This window comes from Psychrobacter sp. 4Bb (genome assembly GCF_002836735.1).
GTDB lineage: Bacteria > Pseudomonadota > Gammaproteobacteria > Pseudomonadales > Moraxellaceae > Psychrobacter.
Genome location: NZ_PJAS01000053.1, coordinates 1 through 22684 on the forward strand (window position 1 = coordinate 1; position 22684 = coordinate 22684).

The following is a 22684-nucleotide window of genomic DNA, read 5'->3' on the forward strand; positions in this document are numbered from 1 at the left end:
TTCGCGCGATTTATTTTTAGATAGATTTTGTTTTTAATCTCACTATGAAAACATTTAGGTAGTAATTAACAAATAGAAAATACTCAATCAGTAGCAATTAATAAGCATCAGTCAATGAATAGTCACTAAATGGCTATTAAGTAGAATAAATAATATTAGTAGAGGATGTGTCATGGCAGGGTATATTTTAGCGTTGGATCAAGGGACCACATCGAGTCGCGCGATATTGTACGATGATCATGCGCGTCCTATCAAAATGGTACAACAGCCAACGACGCTGCAAACACCAAGAGCTGGATTCGTTGAACAAGATGCACAGCAGATTTGGCAAACTCAGATTAGCTGTGCACATGATGTTATTAATCGGGCAGGGCTGCTTGCCACAGATGTTACCAGTATTGCAATTACCAATCAGCGTGAGTCGATTGTGATGTGGGATAAGCAAACTGGTAAGCCACTGGCTCCAGCCATCATTTGGCAAGACAGGCGTACCGCAAATTACTGTAAGACGCTCGCTGCTGAAAGTGCTAGCAATAACATGAATGACCCTGTGCATCAGAGCATTGATAGCGTCAACATGGCACATGAAGTACAGCGTATTACAGGTCTGCGTCTAGACCCGTATTTTAGCGCCAGTAAGATTGCTTGGTTACTCGAAAACAACCCGAAGCTGAGTGTACGAGCCAGCAGAGGTGAGATAGCGGTCGGCACGATTGATAGTTGGCTGATTTATAAGCTCACAGGCGGGGAGCATGTCATCGATGTGACCAATGCTTCTCGTACATTGTTATTTGATATCCATAAGCTGGCATGGTCAGAGACACTTTGTGACCGATTTGCTATACCTATGAATATATTGCCTAAAGTACTATCGTCCGACGGTGATTTTGGCAAAACCAAAAAAGGTCTGTTTGCAAAGCAAATACCCATTCAAGCGGTATTGGGTGATCAGCAAGCAGCGCTCTTTGGGCAAGGTTGTCTTGATGCAGGCATGGCTAAGAACACTTACGGTACAGGCTGTTTTATGCTGATGAATATTGGCCAACAGCCAAAATTGAGTGAGCATAAACTGCTAACCACCATCGCATGGCAACGTAAAACGTCACCAATTCGTCCAGACAATTTGTCATTTGATCAAATCGTACAGTCAGGCAAACGCATGCTACAACCGCCCAAAAAGGAAGTCACTTATGCTCTAGAGGGCAGTGTCTTTATGGCAGGGGCTATCGTTCAATGGCTGCGTGATAATTTGGGTATGATTCAGCAAAGTAGTGATGTCGAAGACTTAGCCCGTCAAGTAGACAGTAGCGAAGATGTCGTTCTATTACCGGCCTTTACTGGACTGGGCGCGCCTTATTGGCGTTCTGATATCAGCGCTAGCATCACTGGTATGAGCCGCGGTACTACTAAGGCACATATTGCACGCGCTGCATTGGAGGCCGTTGCCTATCAAACCTATGATGTGCTTATCGCTATGCAAAAAGACAGCCCTCATCCTTTGACTGAGCTGAGAGTAGATGGCGGTGCTGCAAATAATGATTTGCTCATGCAATTTCAGGCAGATTTGTTGGGTGTTCCGGTATTACGTCCTAGAGATACAGAGATTACGGCAAAAGGCGCAGCACTCCTCGCAGGACTGAAAACTGGGTTATATGACGAATCGACCATGAAAGCTTCATGGCAGGTAGATCGCGTGTTTGAACCAAGTATGTCGGCTGATGCTCGTGAGCGACATCTTGCTAAATGGCAGCAGGCTATCAAAAGGTCTCTAATGCCGTTATAAGATTGATTTACTTAGTAAATTTATTGTGATCGTACATTTATAATTACTCAAAGTATGAGGCTGCCGTACACAAATGTGATAAAGATACAGGCTGTAACGCAAGATAATCGCAATACGGACACAGTTTACAAAATCGGCCTATCTGTCCTTACCTATAAATTTCTATACTTCAATTGGATTTAGTAAGACCGCTAATAATTAGCAAATAAATAATTCAATAAATAATAAATAATTTAAGGAAAATACTATGAGTAACCATGATGCTATCGATCGCAGTGAAGTAAAACATATGTCAAAAGAGACAAAAGAAGATTTAAACGCAGACATCATTACTGGTGAGCCAGGCTCGCATCCAGTAGGTACAGGTATCGGCGGTGTAGGCGGCGCAGCAGCAGGTGCAGCGATTGGCACGATGGCAGGTCCATTAGGTACGTTAATTGGTGGTGCTATTGGTGCTATCGTTGGTGGCGGCGCAGGTCATGCAGCAGCAGAAGCTATTGACCCAACTCACGAAGAAGCGTATTGGCGTGCAGAGTACGCAAATGCAGATTATCATAGAGAAGAATACGATTTCGACCGTGACTTGCATCCAGCATATGCAGTTGGTTATGCGAACCGTGCTCGTTATCCAGTAGATGCTCGTTTTGAAGATCATGAAGCAGATTTAGAGCGTTCATGGCACGAAGTAAAAGGCGAGTCTCGTATGGAATGGAACGAAGCGCGTCAAGCATCACGTGATGCATGGAACCGCGTATCATAAGAAATTTTAGGTAACTAATAGAATGGTTAGGCAAACATCTTGGCAGCCAATGCATTTAGTAATTAGCTAACATTAGAGGTTGCTATACCATTACCTAAAATAGATTAATTGTATGTCTAGTTCTATTAGTAAATCTACTTATCAACATTTATGCTATTTTAAAACTTCCAAGGCTTAACTTTGGGAGTTTTTTTTAGGCATAAAATTTGCAGCGTATACACATACGTGAATATTATGTACTATAATAATGAGAACGATGGGGAATATATGAGTAATAACACTGAAGGCAATAAACAGTTTTATATCGCAACGGCAAACTTGCTGAACTTTGCGAACCCTAATCGAACTTATTATGAAAATGCGCCAGCTTATAACGATAAAGCCTATGAACATAAGCTGCGAGGTCTTACAGATTTATTGGCTAAAGCGCATGCTGACATTATCGCAGTACAAGAGGTTTGGGATAGTAATGCATTAGAGGCACTGGCTATTTCACTAGGTTTCAAGCCCGAGCATGCGGTCATTCCACTTGCAAGTAATGATAGCGCGAGTATATACACCAAAGGCATGGGTGCACAGAATACACCTGCTGTCGGTATTATCAGCAGATTTGAGCAGTTAGAAACCAGTTTGCTAGAAAATATAGCACCAAAAGCCATTATTGATGTACCTGATATCGGTCCTTATCAACGCTTCAACCGTCCTCCATTAGTATTACATGTTGACGCGTATGGACAGCCCATTACTATTATTACAGCGCATCTAAAAAGCAAGCGTGCTTTCTTCTTACGTGACGAAAACGGTGATTTATTAGAAGACATGGACGATCCAAATATTCGAGTTCGCGCCAAGCTTCGTAGTTTGTGTATGCGCGCGGCAGAAGCGGCCTCTATCCGTATGTCTATCATAGAGCGATTGCAACATACCCGTGAACCATTGATTCTATTGGGCGATATGAATGATGTCACAGGTAGCGTGACTACTCAGTTGATGACAGAAACTGGGGAGGTTAATTACGATAAAAGTATGCGTGATGTTGCACTTTTTGATGCTGCTCGGATTCAGGCACGATATGGCTGGATGAAAGATGTTGCCTATACCCATATATATCAAGGTATGCCAGAAGTTATCGACCAGTTATTTGTCTCAGAAGAGTTTTTGCCTGATAGTAAGTTTTCGCTCGGTCATGTTGAACGAGTCGATTATTTTAATGATCATTTGAAATGGGACTATGACGATAGAGTGACCGATCATGGTATTATAAGGGCGAAAATAAAACTCAAAGATTAACTTTATAAAATTAGACGGTTAGCTCTATTAAATTGCTGAGCGTATTATTGTTTTTAACCTATTCATGTCCCTTGCTTGATGCTATACAAGCGTTTATGATGCCTCTGCATTGAATATAGTAGTGACCATATAGGCTTTATATTTTAGCCAACAGTCAACCATCCTTTATTTGAGGATAAATACTATTCAATGAAGATTATATTTATAAAATAGGGCGTAACATTAAGAGATTTACAATGAGTGATAACAAAGACGAAAAGATCGAAGATGTGTTGGTAGATTCGGAATTGGCAAAGAAGCTTGTACCTAATAAGTTTAAGTTTACTAGCCAGCAAGGTCGTGCACGTCGTCAAAAACTATTGGCTGGTGCCAAAAAGTTGAGCGAAACACATGCTATTAACGATATTACGTTAGCAGCTGTGTGTGAAGAAGCGGGCATACCAAGAGCTTCTGCTTATCATTTCTTCCCTAATATTGAAGCAATATTTTTAGCATTACGCTTTTTAAATGCGATTGAAATATTAGAGATGGTAGAGACGGTCGATATTGGTAACTATGACAGATGGCAAGGGTATCTAACGGCGCTTATCGATCATTGTATTACGATATTCCATAATGATGAGACCAAAGCCAAGCTTATATATGACACTAATACACCTGATTTTGAAGGTGATAGCTTTGGTGAAGATATGGATCATCAAATTGTTGATGTAGTTTACAAGCGTTTGTCAGAGCGTTATGAAATGCCAAACTTCCATGATATCCAAGATACATTGCTGATTGCTTATAGCATCGTAAATGCCATATTCACCTTGTCATATCGCCGCCATCAGAGTATTACTGAAGAGTATATCCAAGAAGCAAATACAGCATTTATTGCTTATTTACGTTGTTATCTACCAGAAAAGTTACCACGTAAAAACCGCTAATTGAGCTCACTTTAAAAATAAAAAAGCCGACAAATATGTCGGCTTTTTTACGTCTAGTTTTTAGCATAAGATTAGAAATAATAGAGATTAATATCTCTAATAAAACAGCTGTTTTTTAACGATTAGATATCAAATCTTGTCCACGGCAAGTACCATCGCTCGCGTCTAAAGGCGAGTACTGCTTATGGTAACTGACTATTGACTTCTCTAATGCTACGTTCGTCTGTGAGTCATTGGCATTGACGTAAGCTTCGCGGGCCTGCTCAAGCCAGCGATCAGCCATGCGAAAATGCATGCCAGATTCGCGCCAGCCTCGCGCGCATTGATTGGTCGCAGCCCAAATTAAAGCCACTTCACTAAAAGCCATCTCACGTGGTGCTGACGCTATGCCATCACCGTCTTTAAGCGCGCTTAAAGTTGCCCATAAATCAGGGCGCATCAAGGCAGAGGTAGACGGAATATCTCGATGCAGGCCCAAGTCTTGTACCGTGTCATTATCTAGCGCTTGCAATATAGGCTCTGCCATTTCTAACGCAACTTGACCAGCAGATGAGCGGCTATTCATACTGTTTTGATGAATAGCATAGTTCAACCACGCTTGCGCTTTATATGCGAAATACTGTTGAGCTACTGTCTTGTCTTTTTGTTGATAAGGTTTTAACTGCGTTACCATACAATTTAATAGGCGCTGCTGTTCGCTTTGATATCTATAAGAGCGTGCTTGGGTCTGACTATCATCGCGGCAATATTCACCCATGCTAGTTGAGTTAGCTACTTGGACAGTCTCACTCTTAGCTAAAGCTGGCTGCATAAAGGTCAACGAAAATAAAGCTGATAGTGTAACGCATACTGAGCGCTTGAAAGGTGCTGCTTTGATGGCTGAATCAAACATGGTGTAAACCTTATGTTAAGGTAATAAACGTTGGTATTATTTACCATTACTAGGGCTGACTTAGTTGTTTATCGAATGACAAAATAACTCATCATAAGACAAGCATGATACTGTTATAAGGTTGTACTTACGACAGTATCATTAGTATCAATCAATTAAAATGCAGAATTGCTGCTCAGACGTTGGTTCTTACGTGGGTCTTCACGTTTGAATAAGTCTTCATCGAACTTAAAGCGCAATCTAAAGTAAGCACCTTGCTGAGTACTGTCGTCATAAGCAATATCTTCATCTTCAAAGCCCATGAAATTATAACCAAGTGATAACCAAAGGTTGGTCATTGGGCTATAACCCACTTCTGCACCAAGCATATAAGCCAAGTCATTAGCCTGATCATTCCAGTAAGTACCTGCTTGTAAACCAATATCCCAGCGCTCACTGATGTCATAAAGACCGCGGCCATAAACAGCGTGAGCCGTGTTATCGCTGGTTAAGCTGTCTGCTTCGTATTCTGTATACTTACCAGCATACCGTCCAGACAACGTCAACGGACGCGTAGGATGGTAATTACCATTCCATGACCAAATCATGGTGTCTTTTTGGTAAGCGTCATCGCCAGTATTATTATCATCCAAACGATATTCGAATTTTGCAAGCATATCTAACTGATTGCTATCGTAGTCACGATATGCAGCACCTAGCTGAAAACGATTGATAGTGCGATCGCCATCACTATAGTCAGTGCGTGAGTAGATGTCTTTGGCTAAGAAAGTAACCTCATCGGTATAGCGATAGGCGATACCAGCGCTACCAAGTAGCGTATCACTTGTTTCGCCCCAACGTTTTTCAATACGTCCTGATGCCTTATAGTTCTCTTTGGCAAGATATTCAACACCGATACCTGCCGCTGTTGCAGTGTTGCTTTCTTCACCTTCCAGAGACTCGACACGCTCAAATAAAGTATTTAAAGTTAGACCTTCTTGAACATACCACTTGTTTTTTAGACCAATGGCTGCTTCTGCTTCGCGTGCACTGATGGCATCGCGCATACGGTATTCGCTATAAACCTTACCATCTTTCATGTAAGTCGCGTCAAAACCAAAAACAGTACGTTGACGCTCATCTGTATCATCAAGACCATAAGTGCCAGATAGGCTATTAATCAAATCATGACGTGCGTATAGTCGACCTAGATTTCCGAGCGGTGTCTCACCACCGATAGAAGTTGCATTACGTGAGCTGTTTTCGATATCTTGCTCATACTCTGCAAATACCAAGCTATCATTCAACTTAGGTAGACGAGAGGTAATACGAGCACGAACAGTCGTACCTTCAATATCTTCTTCAGCGTTACTAACGCTGCTTAACGCTGACTGATTGATGATGTCATCATTAAACAGAGTGTCGTCTGTAATATCTACAACGTCTGTCGCCGCTTGAGTATTACGTGAGGCAGCAGTCGCGTCTTGTTTATAATAACGAACCCCAATTTCACCAACGATGTTTTCGCTTAAACGATGCTCAACGCTTGCTTGCACGCCTTCGCGGCTAGCGTCAGTAGTATGCTCTTCTGTGCGTACGCCTTCTAACTTAAGAGCAGTCTGCTTATCATTTAAAGTATGAGTAAACTCTACACCAGACTCAGTACGTCCAGCAGTAAGCGGTGATGCACCAGTGACAAAACCTTCGTCAGCATCATTATAATAAGCTTTAGCTCGCGTATTTTTCTTATTATCAAAATCAAGCTCAATACGTAGTGCGTTACCTTCAACATCACTATCAGTCAATTCTGTCGCGTTGATTTGATTGCTTGACTGAAAGTTTGGATTCTCAGCTTTGTTCATCGCATATTCAGCGACCAGCTTTAGCTTATCATTGAATTTAACAACACTATTGACACTAGCCAACTCTTCTTTGTTCAATGGGTCATCGCTATTCACATAGCTACCACCGATGGCGACTTTATTCGTTAGTTGCTGCTTCGCTGCAATACCACCGACCAAATAATCTTCACCACCTTCATCAACTTCTACAGTGACACGGATATAGATAGGGTTGCCTTCGATATCTTGACTAGCAATCGGTGCCGTCAAGAATAAGCTACGGCTGATAGGGTCAATCTCATAGTCAGCAAAGCGAGTAAGCGTCTCACGATTGATAATAAGCCCAGGGTTGTTAGCGTCACGAGTAATAACTTCAACCGTTTCAGAGTTTTCTAATACCGCATCGAAGTTCTCAGCCAATGGATATGGGCCTGAAATGCCCAAACCGCGAGTCTCATTTACACGTTGGCTAGTACTGGTCTCTGCTAAAAAGGCAGTAACACGAGTGTTGCTATCTTCAAATTGAGCTTTTAGACCAGTTAATGTACGGTTGTATTGACCAAGCTTGATACCTTCATCGTTATCAATTTGCGTTTTTAAATCACCATACATAGCGAACGAACGACCTTTGTCAAGGCGCACGTAAAGCTTGCTAGTAGACTGCGCATCGAAGCCTTTAGCTGATGAATCGCCATAGACAGGATAGTATTCGCCAGGATCGATATCACGGAACAAACGCTCGCCTTTTTTATCACTATCATATGCAAGTGTTAGCAGATAGTCGCCGCGTACTTTTCCTTTGAGGAACATCGCGGCACGACCAGAAGCTGTGTAATCATCATTACCAGCAAAGTCATTTAGCTCTTGCTCAAATGCACCTTGAGCATCGGTAATGCTGCTACCATCAAAGTCTTTTAGTGAAATAGCACCTTCTACAATACCAACAGCAAGTAGTGGACGTAGTTGAGCAGTAAACTGTAACGGAATGATTTGTTTGCTACTACCAGTGTCAATTACTAGCTCGCCCTTACCTGGTACGCTAGGTGCGGTTACTGGTATTAGTAGCTCACCACCGGATACGGTTACTTGAGTACCAGATTGGTCTTTACTGCCATCTTTTAGATTAACTCGACCGATATTTGTATCGATAGTAATCGGAGTTGATGCAATATATGGACGACCATCACGATCTTTTAGGCTGATGACGATTTGATATTCACTCATGCCATCGGCTGGGACTAAGCTATCTTGAGTACGATAGTCAATCGCTTGTAAGCTATCAGGCGTTAATATCTTGATAGTTTGCTCAGAAATGACCTGACCATTTATATCAGTCGCGACACCGCGCAAGGAGTTTTTACCACGTTGTAAGTCAACAGCATAGTAATCGAAAGCCGTTACATTCTGTTTTTCTTGCTCAGCAGTTTTACCTATTTTTTGTTCTGATACAGCTTTGCCGTTGGCATATAGTGTGAACACAGATCCAAGGGGTGCCTGAACCTGTACCATTTGTTTATAAGTGCTAAGCTGCTGACCTTCGTTTAGGTTGATGAAGGTAACATCGTTACTCGCCACTTCTTTTAAGTATTCTTCGAGCTCTTTCTCTACTGGCGGCGCAATAGTGGTGACTGTCATATCAACATGGCTATCTGCTGGATTGGCCATGTCATTAACGATAGCTGAATCACAGCTGTTGCCGATATCTAAGTCGCCATTAATATTACAGCCACTAGCATCTACATTGTCAGTGTTGTCGGTATCGTAGTCTGGCTCTAGTGTTAGCTCAGTCTTGATAGCTTGCTCAAGGGTATCGTTCTTAGCACCTACTGATTTACTACGAGTAACCAACTCTTGATTTAAGCGCTCAGGGCTATCTGCCATGCCACCAACGATTGCAAAATCAGCACGATGTAATTCGCCGTATTTCAAATCAACAAAACGACTACCGGCATCACCAGCATTGCGATTGCTTTGGGTAACCAGTTCAGTCTCTCTAGGGATAGTAGTACGATCGACTTTTAGTACGTGTGTTTTGGCACTGATACCATAGAAGTTATATTTACCTTCAGGATCAGTCACGATGAAGTTGCCGTTCTCCATATAGATACGTACACCAGCGACACCAAGCTCGCCGTCTTCTTTCTGTTGAATACCATCGCGGTTGATATCATGATAGACCTTACCAACGATAATACCATCGGTATTCATCACGCCGCGCTCTACATCAATCTTCCACTGAGCTTCTCTTGAGCCGACGCTTTGACCTTGGTCATTTTTAGCAATAGCGGTGGCGCGGTTGATACCATCGCCACCTAGCGATGACGCACCAATGAGTACACGATAAGTAACTTTTTTACTTTCGTTAACTGCCATGTTTCCTAAGTTCAATACCTGATATTTACCATCAGCTTTAAACTCAGTAGTCTGCGCTTGATTGATATCAATATCAGCCGTTGGACTAACACTTACACTGTTCTCAACGTAGTCAAAACCACGTGGTAAAGCGTCTTTTAGTTGTACATCATAGGCAGTTGATTTGCCGTTATTGGTAATATCGATGGTATAGCTGACATAATCACCAAGCTCTGCAGTTTTGACATCGCTTTCTTTGGTGACGCTTAAAGAAGGAGTGTCATCGACGATAGCAATACTGCTGCTGATATCAATGAGAATGGGGTCAGCGCTAGGTTCAACGCAGGCATCTAGCGTAGCAGTTAAGATGTCACCTTTTAAGGTTTGGATGATACTGTCGTTAATAGCATTAGCATTGTTCTGTGTAGAGGCATCTATACGATACTTACCAGTATTGTTTCCCGTTTCAATAGCCTTCAGGGTATAGCTATCACCACTACCAACGGGCGGGTTAGCTGACTTAATAGTGAGCCATACTTCGTCGCGGTCATTAGAGTTAATATTACATTGTACATAGCTGGCATCGATATAGACGTTTTCATCGATTTGTGAAGTGGTTTTATTCTCATCAAACTTAGGAGTGGTGAATTTGATGCCAGATTCAACGATGACCAAGCTGTTGGTAGTGTTATCGCTTGCTGCTGTTACTGACTTATCTTCTACGACAACTGCACCGATCTTGATGTCAGCAGTATCACCATCTTTACCATTAGCATCTGATAGAGCTTGTACGATAAACTGAATGCTTTCACTCTGACCGAGCTTAATCTGAGCACTCATGTTATCAAAAATAAGCTGTCTATCGGTGCTGTCGACGATGCCGTTTTTATTCAGATCTTGATAGACCTTCAAATTAGATAGAGTTGGTGATATACCACTTAGCCTTAGCTCAACAGTCTGATTACTATAACTAGTGTTGCTTAATACGTTGACCCAACTTACCTCTGTATTAGGCATGACAGTAAGTAGAGCTTGCTGAGTCAAACTAATACCATATTCAGGTAGATCTGATACTTTGGCCTCTACCTGATTTGAAATGCCGTTTTGTTTGAGAGACTCAACAGCATAATCTACATTAGCAATGTTATTGATAGTTTGTACAAGAGTATTTGGCGCAGCAAATGCCATATTTGATTGCATAAGCAACATTGCAGCCGTCAGCGCAGAGATCTTCGCTGTATGCAACGTAGTACGATTAGACGGTGTCATAATTGATAGAGTCATATGTCGCTTATCCAATAAAACATAAAGAGGTAATAAATCTCTAGCTTGGTTCATCAAAATCGATTAGGTCAAGCTAGAGGGTTTATCTATGAGTAGCATTTACTACTCGTAGATAAATAGATTGAATTATTTATTGATTAGTACCAGTTTGTGAAGGTTTTGCAGAGAATACAACGTTGGCTGTTGCACCAGCATTTACCGTTGCAAATGTAACCTTTATTGTCTGACCAAGGGACTGGTCAGTTGCCGTCGGCGAGGCTGAAAAGCTGTTGGCTTGATACGTTAGCGTAGGTGCCAAAGTATCTGATACGACAAGATTATTAATAACTCTAGCGCTATCAGTGAAAGTGTTCTTAGATTCTAATTTATAGAAGATACATTGAGCAGCAGTCGCTGTTAGATTTCCAGTCACCCATGCAGCAGAGTTAACAGCAGGACTTGCACCACAACTATCTACTATTTGGTATTTCGCTAGATTAATGCCCTGCATGATCGTAGTAGACGTTGTAGACAATGGATTATCAGAAGTACTAGTAGGTACAGCGGTACCGTTAACTGGACCCTTAGGTTGGATAGATAGGGTTAAAGTTTCAAAATCGCCTATGTTATTTACATTAGCTTGTGTAGAGTTTGAATCGTTACTCCCTTCACCTGACGTGGTAACTTGCACGCCAATTTTGACACTCTCACCAGGAGCTAAGCCTTTGCGATTGGTAGTACTACCTGTCACAAATGGAGTAGCAGCATTCAACTCATAAATACCGTTTACGCCTACAAGTTCAGTTTCACCCGTGTCAAACTTACCATTATTGTTGGCATCTACATATACACGTGTAATACTGATATTAGGATCATCGATAATGCCAGAATTTCTAGTCGCAGTTGGCTTGATAGAAAGTTTGACAGAACTATCGTTGTCACCTGTACCTGCTGCTTCCGTGATATCAGTACCGTTGTTTGTAATGGTATAAGTGTAAGTGTTGGCAACATCGTTATTTGTTGTAGGTGTGATTAGAGCTACTTCTTTGTTCGCACCTGGGGTGATAGCAATAGCACGAGTCTGATTAGTCGTTGTTACCGTCGCGTTGGTATTATCATCCTTACCTATTAGAGGTGTAGCTGTATTTTCATAAGTGCTTTCTGTTAGGCCACCCGGCGTCACACCATCATCAGATCTATCGATGATATCAGGGGTATTAGCATTTACATCACTATTAGTATTGTCTTTGACAACTGCATAGTTAGTAAATAAGCTATTAGTTGTTGCGTCAGTAGCCTTTTTCGCACGGAAAGTAACTGTAATAGTTTCGCCTACTTTGACGTTTTGACCAGCTACAGTGACGGTTTTATTACTGTTTGAGAGAACAGCTGTACCAGTCGCACTACCGTTAGACGTTGCAACAGTAGGCGCTTTATAGTTTGCTTCTCCTGATGCTATCGCTACCAAACCTGATGGTAGATCATCTGAGATGCTAATTGCAGTACCGTCGAGATTACCTTCGTTTTTGACAGTAATAGTGTAGTCAACAAAAGCACTGGTATTATTTAAGTCAAAGTTTTTGTTACCAAGGTTGGTCGTAGCTGACTTGGTAATCGCATAGATTGGTGTTTTAGTTAAAGCATTATCAGTGTTGACAGCTGTATAAGTAGTAGAAGCAGTGTTTGCAGGCTTAGACTTTAAATAAGTACTTTCAGCAGTAACCGTAAGGATACCGTTAGTATCAGCAACACGCTTAGTATCAGCTTGAGCAGTAATTGTGATTAGAGCTTTTTCACCTGGCGCTAGCGCAATTGATTCATTATTAACAATAGTGATTTCATTACCAACGTTAGTACCAGCAGCATTAACCTTTTGATACTTTATGACACTATTACCAAGGTTGTAATCAAAGTTATCACCAACTGCATTAGCAAGCGTTATTTTATAAGTGTCGTTAACGTTACCACCGTTAGTTAGTGTATGAGTGAAGTCTACTGTTGAGTTTGCTTGTGCGTTGATAGGACGGTCTTTACCAAAATCATCATCTTTTGTATCATCCACTACGGTTGAGACTAGAGAGAACGACCCTGTTTCAGTAACATTTACTGTAACTACGTTTGACTCGGCATTCTGTGGAGCATCACTACCTGCAACTGTATAAGAAGCTGTCGCTTTGTTAGTAACGTTAAAAGAGCCTGAAGTGCCGCCAGTAGGGTTTGCAGCATTCGCTCCAGTAGATAGACCCATAACAGCCGCAACACCGACAGCAAGCATGCTGTAGTTAAAAGTATTTGATTTCATGTAATGCTCCAAAAGAGATGGTAAGGACTTAGATTAAAAAGTAGAGTTTTGAAAGAGTTGAGGGCTTAATAGCTACTGAACTAATTGACGGTAGTATTAAGAGCAACGGCTGCAGATTTCTTAGCTGGTAACAGCTTGATATTCCAGCGTAACATACGGTATTCAGAATATGGAACTTTGACCATTTTGCCATCTACTTTACGCATCAGTGGCATATCAGCGTAGTTTTTACCATCCGTGCTAGCTTGTGCGCTTGCAGGGATTGATTCACCAGTAAATGCCATGTTAGTAGGAATAGGCAAAGTTACCATCAAGTCATTAATATCTTTGTTGATGGTATTGGTATAAGTTGCTTTATATTGGATTACTGTACCTGCTGGTGCGGTACGTACTGGTGTATAAATCGTCTTACCTTCCGAGTTTTTTACAACTTGATTAGACGTTAACTCCATTTTTAGAGCGTCTTCAGCATGCGCTATATTTAGTAAAGAGCTAGACGCTATAGTGGCCAATAGAACATTGCGTAGAATCTTGAAACGTTTCATATAAAATCCTTTCTTATATCGTTGCTATCATTGGGATGTTAATGCTTTGGGCTATAGTGAAACTGTCTATAATTTGATATCAGGATCGTCTGTAAAAAGCACACATCTTCCCTTTAGGCTATTGTCACGTAACCAATACAAATATTCATTATAAAGACGACAAATGGTAATTCGAGGTAGCTAAACGGTAAAAGGCCCTGTCTGGGTAGACAGGGCCTTTTTGGGTTAGAAAAAAATCAGTAATATTTTAAAGTTGCAAGAAATAATAGTTACTGAACATCTACAGTAGTACCGTACTTAGTATTGAAATAGAAGTTACGAAAAGTTTTTGGATTTAATACAAATTCTGTAGTTTTAACGGTTCCGTTCTTACCGATAGGGACATTATCATTAGCATAGTCGGAAGCATTAGATACACCTATTAATACTGAGGTAACTAAAGCATTATTCTCTCCTTTCTTCTGCAATACATCGCGCATCACGAAATTATTAATCGTAAGATTTGCACGATTAGTCGCCGTGATCCTATAGGCAATACATTGACCAGGAGTTAAATCACTGCCGCTGATTCCACTCTCGCTAAAGCCAGATCTAGGATCTGTATTTCCTGCAGTATTTATATTAGTAGCGGTATAATTGAGCGTTGAACGGCAGTCATTAACGTATTGTGCTTTTCTAAGTACTAATGCTGCGTAATCTCCCTCAACCTCTCCAAAGTCTAAGTTTAGCGAGCCTTCTGTCTTGTAATCTAACTTACCAGCTTGCAAGTCAATATTACGAATATTTGGCGTAGTATCAACACTGAAAACCCAAGGATCTGGCTCTGCTTGTACAATACAAACTTTTTGAGGCGATAGTGCTGCTATAACGTTTACTGGCACAGTAAATTTATATTGCCCTAATGGATTGTCAGAGTTAGTTTGAGAGGTAGTACCGCCTATATTGACACCGTCACAATTGGTTAGACTTATAGTTAGACCAATGGTACTTCCAATTCCGGTTTCGCCATTGTCAAAAATACCATTGAAATATTTTGAGTTGCCAGTAAAAGTAGTAGAAATATCAGATTTTGTATCAGGGTTAGTGCTTCTAGCTATACCACCATTATCATTGAATACAAAGCCAGTAAAAGTATAGTTACCTGGGGTATTGGTAATCGTACAAGTTATCTCATCACCAAAAGTGGCATTGGCAAGGGTAAATGAGCGAGTTTTAGCTGTGGCATTATAAGTCATAGCAGCAGTAGGCATTACTGTGGTACTACCTGTTGTGGCATTACTACAAACGTAAGTCGCATTATAGTTTGCTATATCACCTAGGGTCGTACCGTTCATCACACGCTCAGTAATGGTATAACTTGTACTATCTGCTAATGTAAACGTTGCACTGGTTCCGTTAGTGATTGTCGATCCTGTACCAGTAGTAGTAAAGCTATTGGCAGCTAACGCTCCACCACTAACTGCTATTTCAAACTGATCGTTAGTGTTGACACGTGTACTACTCAACGCTTTTTTTACGATAAGTTTGGGCGGCGCGAGGCAGAAGTAGAAATCGGAATAACCTACTGCATGATCACCGGTTGATGTAGTCGTAGATGCACCAGAGTATGGATTACCATGCGTAGCGACAAATGGGGTATTTGCCGATTTAGCTTCCCACTCAATGTTAAAATTACATGGACTACTAGGATTACAGTTTGGCCATTGGTTACCTGTAATAGTCTTATTTAAATTAGTTAGGGTAAAATTAGTATTGTAATTGCTAAAAGAACCACCTGCAGTGACAATAGACATTGACTCAGTATATCTGCCACTTGCATTTGAATCCAAATCTTGAACAACAAAACCATATTTTGATACAGGCTTATTTATAAGAGCAGTTAACCGATGGTTGATAGCAATCTGTTGGCTGCTGTGACGCATGTTAATAGCATTAGTTGTAACGCCAGCGAAAATACTAGCTTCTGGATAACCATCTCTGAGGTAATTAATATCAGAAAAAGATAGTTTAATGGTCGTATTATTTTTAAATGTATAAGTAGTACTATAATTGCTTGTATTACCAGACCAGCTTAACGTTAACTTATCTTCTGGAGTAGTACCAAGATTTTTTGCACCCAAATAGTACATAGCATGTCCACTCGGACATATTGGAGCGCTTTCGGCAAAAGCTAAGTTGCTGCCTAAAAGCATGAAAACAAGCATTAATGACGCCAATATCTTAAATACGTATTTATCGAATAATTCTGATATTGTTAAGTTTAAAAAGCATTGAGTCTGGCGCATATTACTTATCCCATAAATCGAGGCTTGTTATATGTATCTCTATATCTCAGTTCCATACATATACTAATTATTTTCGTTAGTTGGTAAAATGTATATATTATGTAAGTTAACATATTACTAGATAATTCTGTAAAAAAGTATATTAAATAGATAAATGGTACTTTTGTTATGACCAGTTACAGTCATGTTACATAAATATTTACCTAACAACTAATCATTATTTATTTAAAAAATACTTGTTATTTCATCATTTCTCTACAGCCATAAACAACTAGCCCGTAAACGCTTATAATGGAATGTCATAGTCAAATAACGATTAAACGAATAGCTATAGCATTATGACGATTTGATAGGTGTGTTAATTTGATGCATTTGTCGGTACAAGTAATACTATTTTTATAATCAAGCTGTATATCATCGCACAAAACAATGGAATGCTTGGACGTAGCAAGGATGTCATAAGTAAACCAATCTCTCATCATGCATTTTTCAATGAAGCCCTGCCATTAGGTAGGTATGACTGATATAAAAGGATTAACAAGAATGAATTATTATAAGGATGCTGATAGCACCGAAACTCAGGAATGGCTAGCAGCCTTTGAGTCTGTGGTTAAACACGCAGACAAGGACCGTGCTCAGTTCCTCCTAAAAGCCTTATACAATATGGCAGTTCAAGAAGGTCTTCCGTTCAACAGACTAGACACTGCGTACGTCAATAGTATCGCTGTTGAAGATGAGCCAATGTACCCAGGCGATCTAGGCATGGAGCGTAAGATACGTGCTTTGATTCGTTATAATGCACTTGCCATGGTCATGCGTGCCAATAAAAATGATGACGACTTGGGTGGTCATTTAGCGACATTTGCCTCTAGTGCAACGCTTTATGAAACAGGTTTTAACCATTTTTTCCGCGCCGCTAGCGATCACTTCGGTGGTGACATGATCTATTATCAAGGTCACTCAGCACCAGGTATCTATGCACGCTCTTATCTAGAAGGTCGTTTGACCGAAGATCAACTTGATAACTTCCGCCGTGAAGTCGGTGGTAAAGGTTTATCAAGCTATCCGCATCCATACCTAATGCCTGATTATTGGCAGTTCCCAACGGTATCAATGGGACTTGGCCCAATCATGTCTATCTATCACGCCCATGTACATCGCTATATGGAAAACCGTGGGTTGCTAGAAAAAGAAGGTCGTAAGATTTGGACATTCTTAGGTGATGGTGAAACGGATGAGCCAGAAAGCCTAGGTGCCATTTCTCTTGCTGGTCGTGAGAAGCTGGACAACCTAATATGGGTAGTTAACTGTAACTTGCAGCGTCTTGATGGTCCAGTCCGTGGTAACGGTAAAATCATTCAAGAGCTAGAGTCAGTATTCCGCGGCGCAGGCTGGCGAGTCATCAAAGTTATTTGGGGCGGCAACTGGGATTCATTACTTGGTAAAGATCATACGGGCGTGCTTAAACAACGTATGGAAGAAGTGGTGGATGGTGAGTATCAGCTATATGAAGCTCGTACGCCTGAATTTACTCGCAAAGAATTCTTTGGTAAATATCCAGAGCTAGAAGAAATGGCAGATGCGTTGACTGACGAAGAAATCTCGCGTCTGAACCGCGGTGGCCATGATCCAGTTAAAGTTTATGCTGCCTTTAGCGAAGCTATGAAAACCAAAGGCCAACCGACGGTTATCTTGGTTAAGACCGTTAAAGGTTATGGTCTATCTGCACAAACGCAAGCAGTCAACAAATCGCATCAGGTGAAAAAGCTTGATCAAGAGGCGCTCATGTATTTCCGTGATCGTTTTGATTTGCCATTTACTGATGAGCAGTTAGAGACTCTACCGTTCTACCGCCCTGAAGAAGGTTCGGCGGAGATGAAGTATCTAAAAGGTCGTCGTGAGTCGTTAGGTGGTCATTTACCAAACCGCCGTAGTGGTCATATTCCACTAAATATCCCTGAACTATCAATGTTCGATCGGGTATTAAAAGGCAGCAATGGTAAAGAGCAATCTACAACGATGGTATTTGTGCGCTTGCTATCTGCAATGCTTAAAAACAAAGACATCCAAGATCGCGTCGTACCAATCGTACCTGACGAAGCGCGTACTTTCGGTCTAGAAGGTATGTTTCGTCAATTGGGTATTTACTCTGCGGTCGGACAAAAATATACGCCAGAAGATAGCGAAGCATTGATGGGCTATAAAGAAGCCATCGATGGCCATATGTTAGAAGAAGGTATCAACGAAGCGGGCGCAATGAGTACTTGGATTGCATTAGCGACCAGTTATTCTGTGAACGCATTACCGATGATTCCGATGTATATCTATTACTCAATGTTTGGTTTCCAACGTGTGGGTGATTTGGCTTGGGCGGCAGGTGATTGCCAAGCACAGGGCTTCTTGTTAGGCGCAACTGCTGGTCGTACGACACTTAATGGCGAAGGCTTACAGCATCAAGATGGTCATTCACAAATTCTGTTCAATGTCGTGCCAAACTGTGTCAGCTATGATCCTTGCTTTGGTTATGAGTTAGCTGTGGTTATGCATGACGGTTTACGCCGTATGTATGGTGAAGGCGAGCGCGTTTACTATTACTTGACGTTGATGAACGAAAACTATGAGCAACCTGAAATGCCAGAAGGTGCCGAAGAAGGTATCAAACGTGGTATGTACTTGTTAGAGGACAATGGTTCAACACAAGTACAGCTATTAGGTTCTGGCGTTATCTTACGCGAAGTACAAAAAGCATCACAGATACTAAAAGACGAGTTTAATATTACGTCTAACGTCTGGAGTGTAACCAGCTTTAACGAGCTGACTCGTGACGGTATGGTTTGTGATGACTACAATCGTCTACATCCAATGGACGAAGAGAAAGTACCTTGGGTTACTGAGCAATTAGCACCGCACGAAGGTATTGTGGTCGCAGCGACAGATTATATGCGTAACTATTCAGAGCAAATCCGTGCTTGGTTACCAGATAACCGTCCTTATACGACTCTGGGTACCGATGGTTATGGCCGTTCTGATACGCGCGAAAACCTACGTAGTTTCTTTAACGTTGATGCTGCGCATATCGTTGTGGCAACGCTTAAACGTCTAGCCGATGAAGGCGAAGTTGAGATGCGTTTGGTTAAAGACGCGATTTCAAGCTTAGGTATCGATGTGGATCATCCACCTGCATGGCAACAGCAGTCTTACTATGATCAGTCTCCAGATGCACCAGCGCCAGGTAACGTAAATCCAAATCCTGTACCTGAATTTATCGCTGAAGACGATGATGAAATCAGTAATGAAGGCCGTGCTGAAGATCAAGCAGATGCAAACGTACTTGATGATAAAGATGTCAAATAATAATAACCATAAGACGAGGAAATAAATCATGGACATTAAAGCCCCCGATTTAGGTGTGGATAGCGCCGAAGTCAGCGAGATTATGGTAGAAGTTGGTGATGTCATTGCAAAAGACGACAACATTGTATTATTAGAATCTGACAAAGCATCGGTTGAAGTACCAAGCTCTGCTGCTGGTAAAGTGACTAAGATTAGCGTTGCTATCGGTGATCAAGTCAGCGAAGGTATGGTGCTGATTGAGCTTGAAAGCGCAGATGATAGCGCAGAAAGCAACGATGACAGTGCTGCTGCTGAAGAGCAAGAAGCGAACAGCACAGACGATGTTAAACCAGAATCAAAACCTGAACCTGCTACAACTGAGTCAAAGCAATCAGAGTCTGCTGCCAAGCCAGCCGCTAATGCTGGTAAAGCAACTACTCATGCATTACCTGACTTAGGTGTTGATGAGGCACAAGTTTCTGAAATTATGGTGAGCGTTGGTGATACTGTTAGCGCTGAACAGTCGATTTTGCTAATCGAATCAGATAAAGCTTCGGTTGAAGTACCAGCGCCAGTTGCCGGTAAGATTGAAAAAATCTTGGTCGAAGCAGGTGATATGGTTGCTAATGGTCAGGACTTTATCGTCATCATAGCAAGTGGTACAGATGATGCTAGTGATAGTAAATCTGAAGATCCTAAGACACAAGAGTCAGCACCAGCCAAAACAGAAGATAAGCCAGCTGCTAAAACTACTGGTGAGCCAAAGCAAGCGGCCAAACCGACCAATACTGATACAGCTGCTAGCAAAACAGAGGGTAAGTTAACTGAAGCACAGGTCAATGAAAAATTGGTTGATGTGTATGCAGGTCCTGCCGTCCGTAAACTAGCGCGTCAGTTAGGTGTGGATATCACACAAGTGAATGGTTCAGCTCTAAACGATCGCATTCTAAAAGAAGACTTGTTTGCACATGTTAAGAATAGTCTAACCAAGCAGAAAGCGGCACCTGTGAGCAGTAATCCTGTTAGCTCAGGTCTACCGAAGCTGCCTGACATGAGTAATGCTGAAATCTGGGGTGAAACAGAAACACAAGACCTCAGCCGCTTGCAGAAAGTCTCGATACCACAGCTCAACTACAATACTTTGCTACCGCAAGTAACGCAGTTCGATCTGTCTGATATCACTGAGACCGAAAAACTACGCGGTGAGCTAAAAGGTGGCATGAAAGCAGAAGGTGTTGGCTTTACTATCTTGGCATTTGTGGTTAAAGCTACTGCTTACGCGTTGACCCAGCATCCACGATTCAACAGTCATTTAAGCGATGACAATACTCAGGTTATATTGCGTAAAAGTGTCAATATGGGTATTGCTGTGGCAACAGATGATGGTCTTATTGTACCGGTTATCAAAAACGTACAAGATAAAGGTCTGAAGCAAATTGCGATTGAGATCGGCGAGCTTGCAGTAAAAGCTCGTGATAAGAAGCTCAGCACTAAAGACTTGCAAGGGGCAAGCTTTACCATATCGAGCCAAGGTAACTTGGGCGGTACGGCATTTACGCCACTAGTCAACTGGCCACAAGTTGGTATTTTAGGTGTCTCTGAAGCAAGTATGCAGCCACGTTGGGATGCGAAGACACAAAGCTTTGAGCCACGTTTGATGCTGCCACTGTCTTTGTCTTATGATCACCGTGTGATCAATGGCGCAGACGCTGCTGTATTTACTCGTTATATCGCAACGCTATTAGCAGACCCACGTCGTATCTTGATCTAAAGCTAACTAGTAATTAGAAAAGACTGCCCACGGGTGGTCTTTTTTTATGAAGATTGTTTGTCATTATAGGATCCTAGCCGTTTTTGCAAATAATTGCTTAGTAGCTAGAGTAACTAGTAATAGCCATCATTAATGGGCACAAAAAAGCCAGCCTGGTAGCTGGCTTTTATTACACATAATATTTTGACTAATTTAGAACTGTTTAACGAATGCTACGCCATATACCCAAGGACTAATGTCAATTTCTCCAAGGTTTGTACCATCTAAAGTAGCGTCCGTTTTGATATCCATATAACGAGCATCGATACGGAAAGCTTCGGTAGGAGCAAAAGGAATATCAAGACCAACATGACCAGCCACACCAACGCTATCATCAAGGTCTAAGTCACCACCAGTAGAAATTCTTTCTTTGAAAAAGGTTGTGTAGTTCACACCAACGCCAATGAAAGGCTTGATATTCATTGGCATACTGCCGTTATCGAAGTGATACTGTACAGAAAGAGTAGGTGGTAAGTGCTGTGTTTTACCTGTTAAAACTTTTGTACCATCAGCACTATTTAAATCAAAATCATGATGGAATGGAAGCGCCGCTAGTAGTTCGACACCAACGTTGTTAGCGATAAAATACTCACCACTGATAGTAGGACGTACATCACCATCAACATCAACAGATAAACCGTTATCTAGAGTACCGTTGTTGCTTTTAGGATCAACATAGTGTGCACCAGCAGCAACAGACCAAGTACCAGCTGGGACAGCAAAAGCAGTTGTCATTGTAAGTGCAGCAGCAGTTACTAAAACTAGGGATTGTAGTTTCATCATTTCATTCCTTAACGTAATAAAAAATTATCAGCAGTTTGCTAATGAGGGATGGCATTAGCTACTGATACATAATGTCATGATTAAAGTTTAATCTGTAACATTTAATCTCTATTATAATACGAAAATCATTATTGTTGGTAAGGTTTTGAATGTAAATTAGCAATGTTTCTGCAATAAATTACATTTAAGTGTAATTCAATTGTCTACAGTCTATAATTAAACACAGCAAAAGCTGCTTTTTAAGTAAGTGTCATTGACGTAAGTCGGTATCTCTTATTTATGATTCAACAAGAGGTGCAATATATTATGCTTGGCTATTGCAGTAACTCCCCTCTACGCTGTACGAATGCGCGTACGATGAAAATACTGAGTCAGGTAGACTCTTGTTGTCCTGAATGTCACTTGTTTTTGATACCTGCGCAAGATATTAGCCAACAGCTTCGCGCTGACGAACAGTTCTTAAGGTTCTCTATTCTACTAATTGTGTTTATACTGCTGGTATCGGTCTATATTTATTATCTGCATTTTGTATAGCCG

General features: G+C 41.3%; 12 protein-coding genes. 6 read left to right on the plus strand and 6 right to left on the minus strand.

Annotated features, from left to right (window positions below):
* The first annotated feature begins 172 nt into the window (after positions 1-172).
* The 4 genes from glpK (at position 173) to CXF60_RS04185 (ending at position 4762) form a co-directional block, all read left to right on the plus strand.
* The gene (gene glpK / locus CXF60_RS04170; protein WP_102090920.1) at positions 173-1783 is read left to right on the plus strand and encodes a glycerol kinase GlpK; all 1611 of its coding nucleotides are present in this window, start codon (positions 173-175) and stop codon (positions 1781-1783) included.
* Between the two features lie 247 nt (positions 1784-2030).
* Positions 2031-2543 carry a hypothetical protein gene (locus CXF60_RS04175; protein ID WP_057759401.1) on the plus strand — a complete coding sequence of 171 codons (513 nt, stop codon included), beginning with the start codon at positions 2031-2033 and terminating at the stop codon, positions 2541-2543.
* A gap of 267 nt (positions 2544-2810) precedes the next feature.
* Complete coding sequence (locus tag CXF60_RS04180; protein WP_102090921.1) at positions 2811-3833, plus strand: endonuclease/exonuclease/phosphatase family protein; 1023 nt, start codon at positions 2811-2813, stop codon at positions 3831-3833.
* Between the two features lie 236 nt (positions 3834-4069).
* A complete protein-coding gene (locus CXF60_RS04185; protein ID WP_102090922.1) occupies positions 4070-4762 on the plus strand; it encodes a TetR/AcrR family transcriptional regulator in 693 nt (230 codons plus the stop codon).
* A gap of 115 nt (positions 4763-4877) precedes the next feature.
* Here CXF60_RS04185 and CXF60_RS04190 read toward each other — a convergent pair whose 3' ends face one another.
* The 5 genes from CXF60_RS04190 to CXF60_RS04210 all read right to left on the minus strand — a co-directional run bounded on the left by CXF60_RS04190 (position 4878) and on the right by CXF60_RS04210 (position 16221).
* Positions 4878-5654 (minus strand): hypothetical protein, encoded by a 777-nt coding sequence (locus tag CXF60_RS04190; protein WP_102090923.1) that lies wholly within the window; start codon positions 5652-5654, stop codon positions 4878-4880.
* A 155-nt stretch (positions 5655-5809) separates the two neighbouring features.
* Complete coding sequence (locus CXF60_RS04195) at positions 5810-11110, minus strand: DUF11 domain-containing protein (protein WP_102090924.1); 5301 nt, start codon at positions 11108-11110, stop codon at positions 5810-5812.
* A gap of 130 nt (positions 11111-11240) precedes the next feature.
* A complete protein-coding gene (locus tag CXF60_RS04200; RefSeq protein WP_102090925.1) occupies positions 11241-13391 on the minus strand; it encodes a beta strand repeat-containing protein in 2151 nt (716 codons plus the stop codon).
* 80 nt (positions 13392-13471) lie between these two features.
* Positions 13472-13936: a hypothetical protein gene (locus tag CXF60_RS04205; RefSeq protein WP_102090926.1), complete on the minus strand. Its 465-nt coding sequence runs from the start codon at positions 13934-13936 to the stop codon at positions 13472-13474.
* A 269-nt stretch (positions 13937-14205) separates the two neighbouring features.
* Positions 14206-16221 carry a hypothetical protein gene (locus CXF60_RS04210; RefSeq protein ID WP_102090927.1) on the minus strand — a complete coding sequence of 672 codons (2016 nt, stop codon included), beginning with the start codon at positions 16219-16221 and terminating at the stop codon, positions 14206-14208.
* 543 nt (positions 16222-16764) lie between these two features.
* Between CXF60_RS04210 and aceE the strand changes: the two genes are divergently transcribed.
* Positions 16765-19575, plus strand: a complete 2811-nt coding sequence (gene aceE, locus CXF60_RS04215) for a pyruvate dehydrogenase (acetyl-transferring), homodimeric type (RefSeq protein ID WP_102090928.1) — start codon at positions 16765-16767, stop codon at positions 19573-19575.
* Between the two features lie 28 nt (positions 19576-19603).
* Positions 19604-21325 carry a 2-oxo acid dehydrogenase subunit E2 gene (locus CXF60_RS04220; RefSeq protein ID WP_102090929.1) on the plus strand — a complete coding sequence of 574 codons (1722 nt, stop codon included), beginning with the start codon at positions 19604-19606 and terminating at the stop codon, positions 21323-21325.
* 192 nt (positions 21326-21517) lie between these two features.
* On the opposite strand, the gene CXF60_RS04225 is transcribed toward CXF60_RS04220, so the two are convergent.
* Positions 21518-22144 (minus strand): OmpW/AlkL family protein, encoded by a 627-nt coding sequence (locus tag CXF60_RS04225; RefSeq protein WP_102090930.1) that lies wholly within the window; start codon positions 22142-22144, stop codon positions 21518-21520.
* Positions 22145-22684 lie beyond the last annotated feature (540 nt).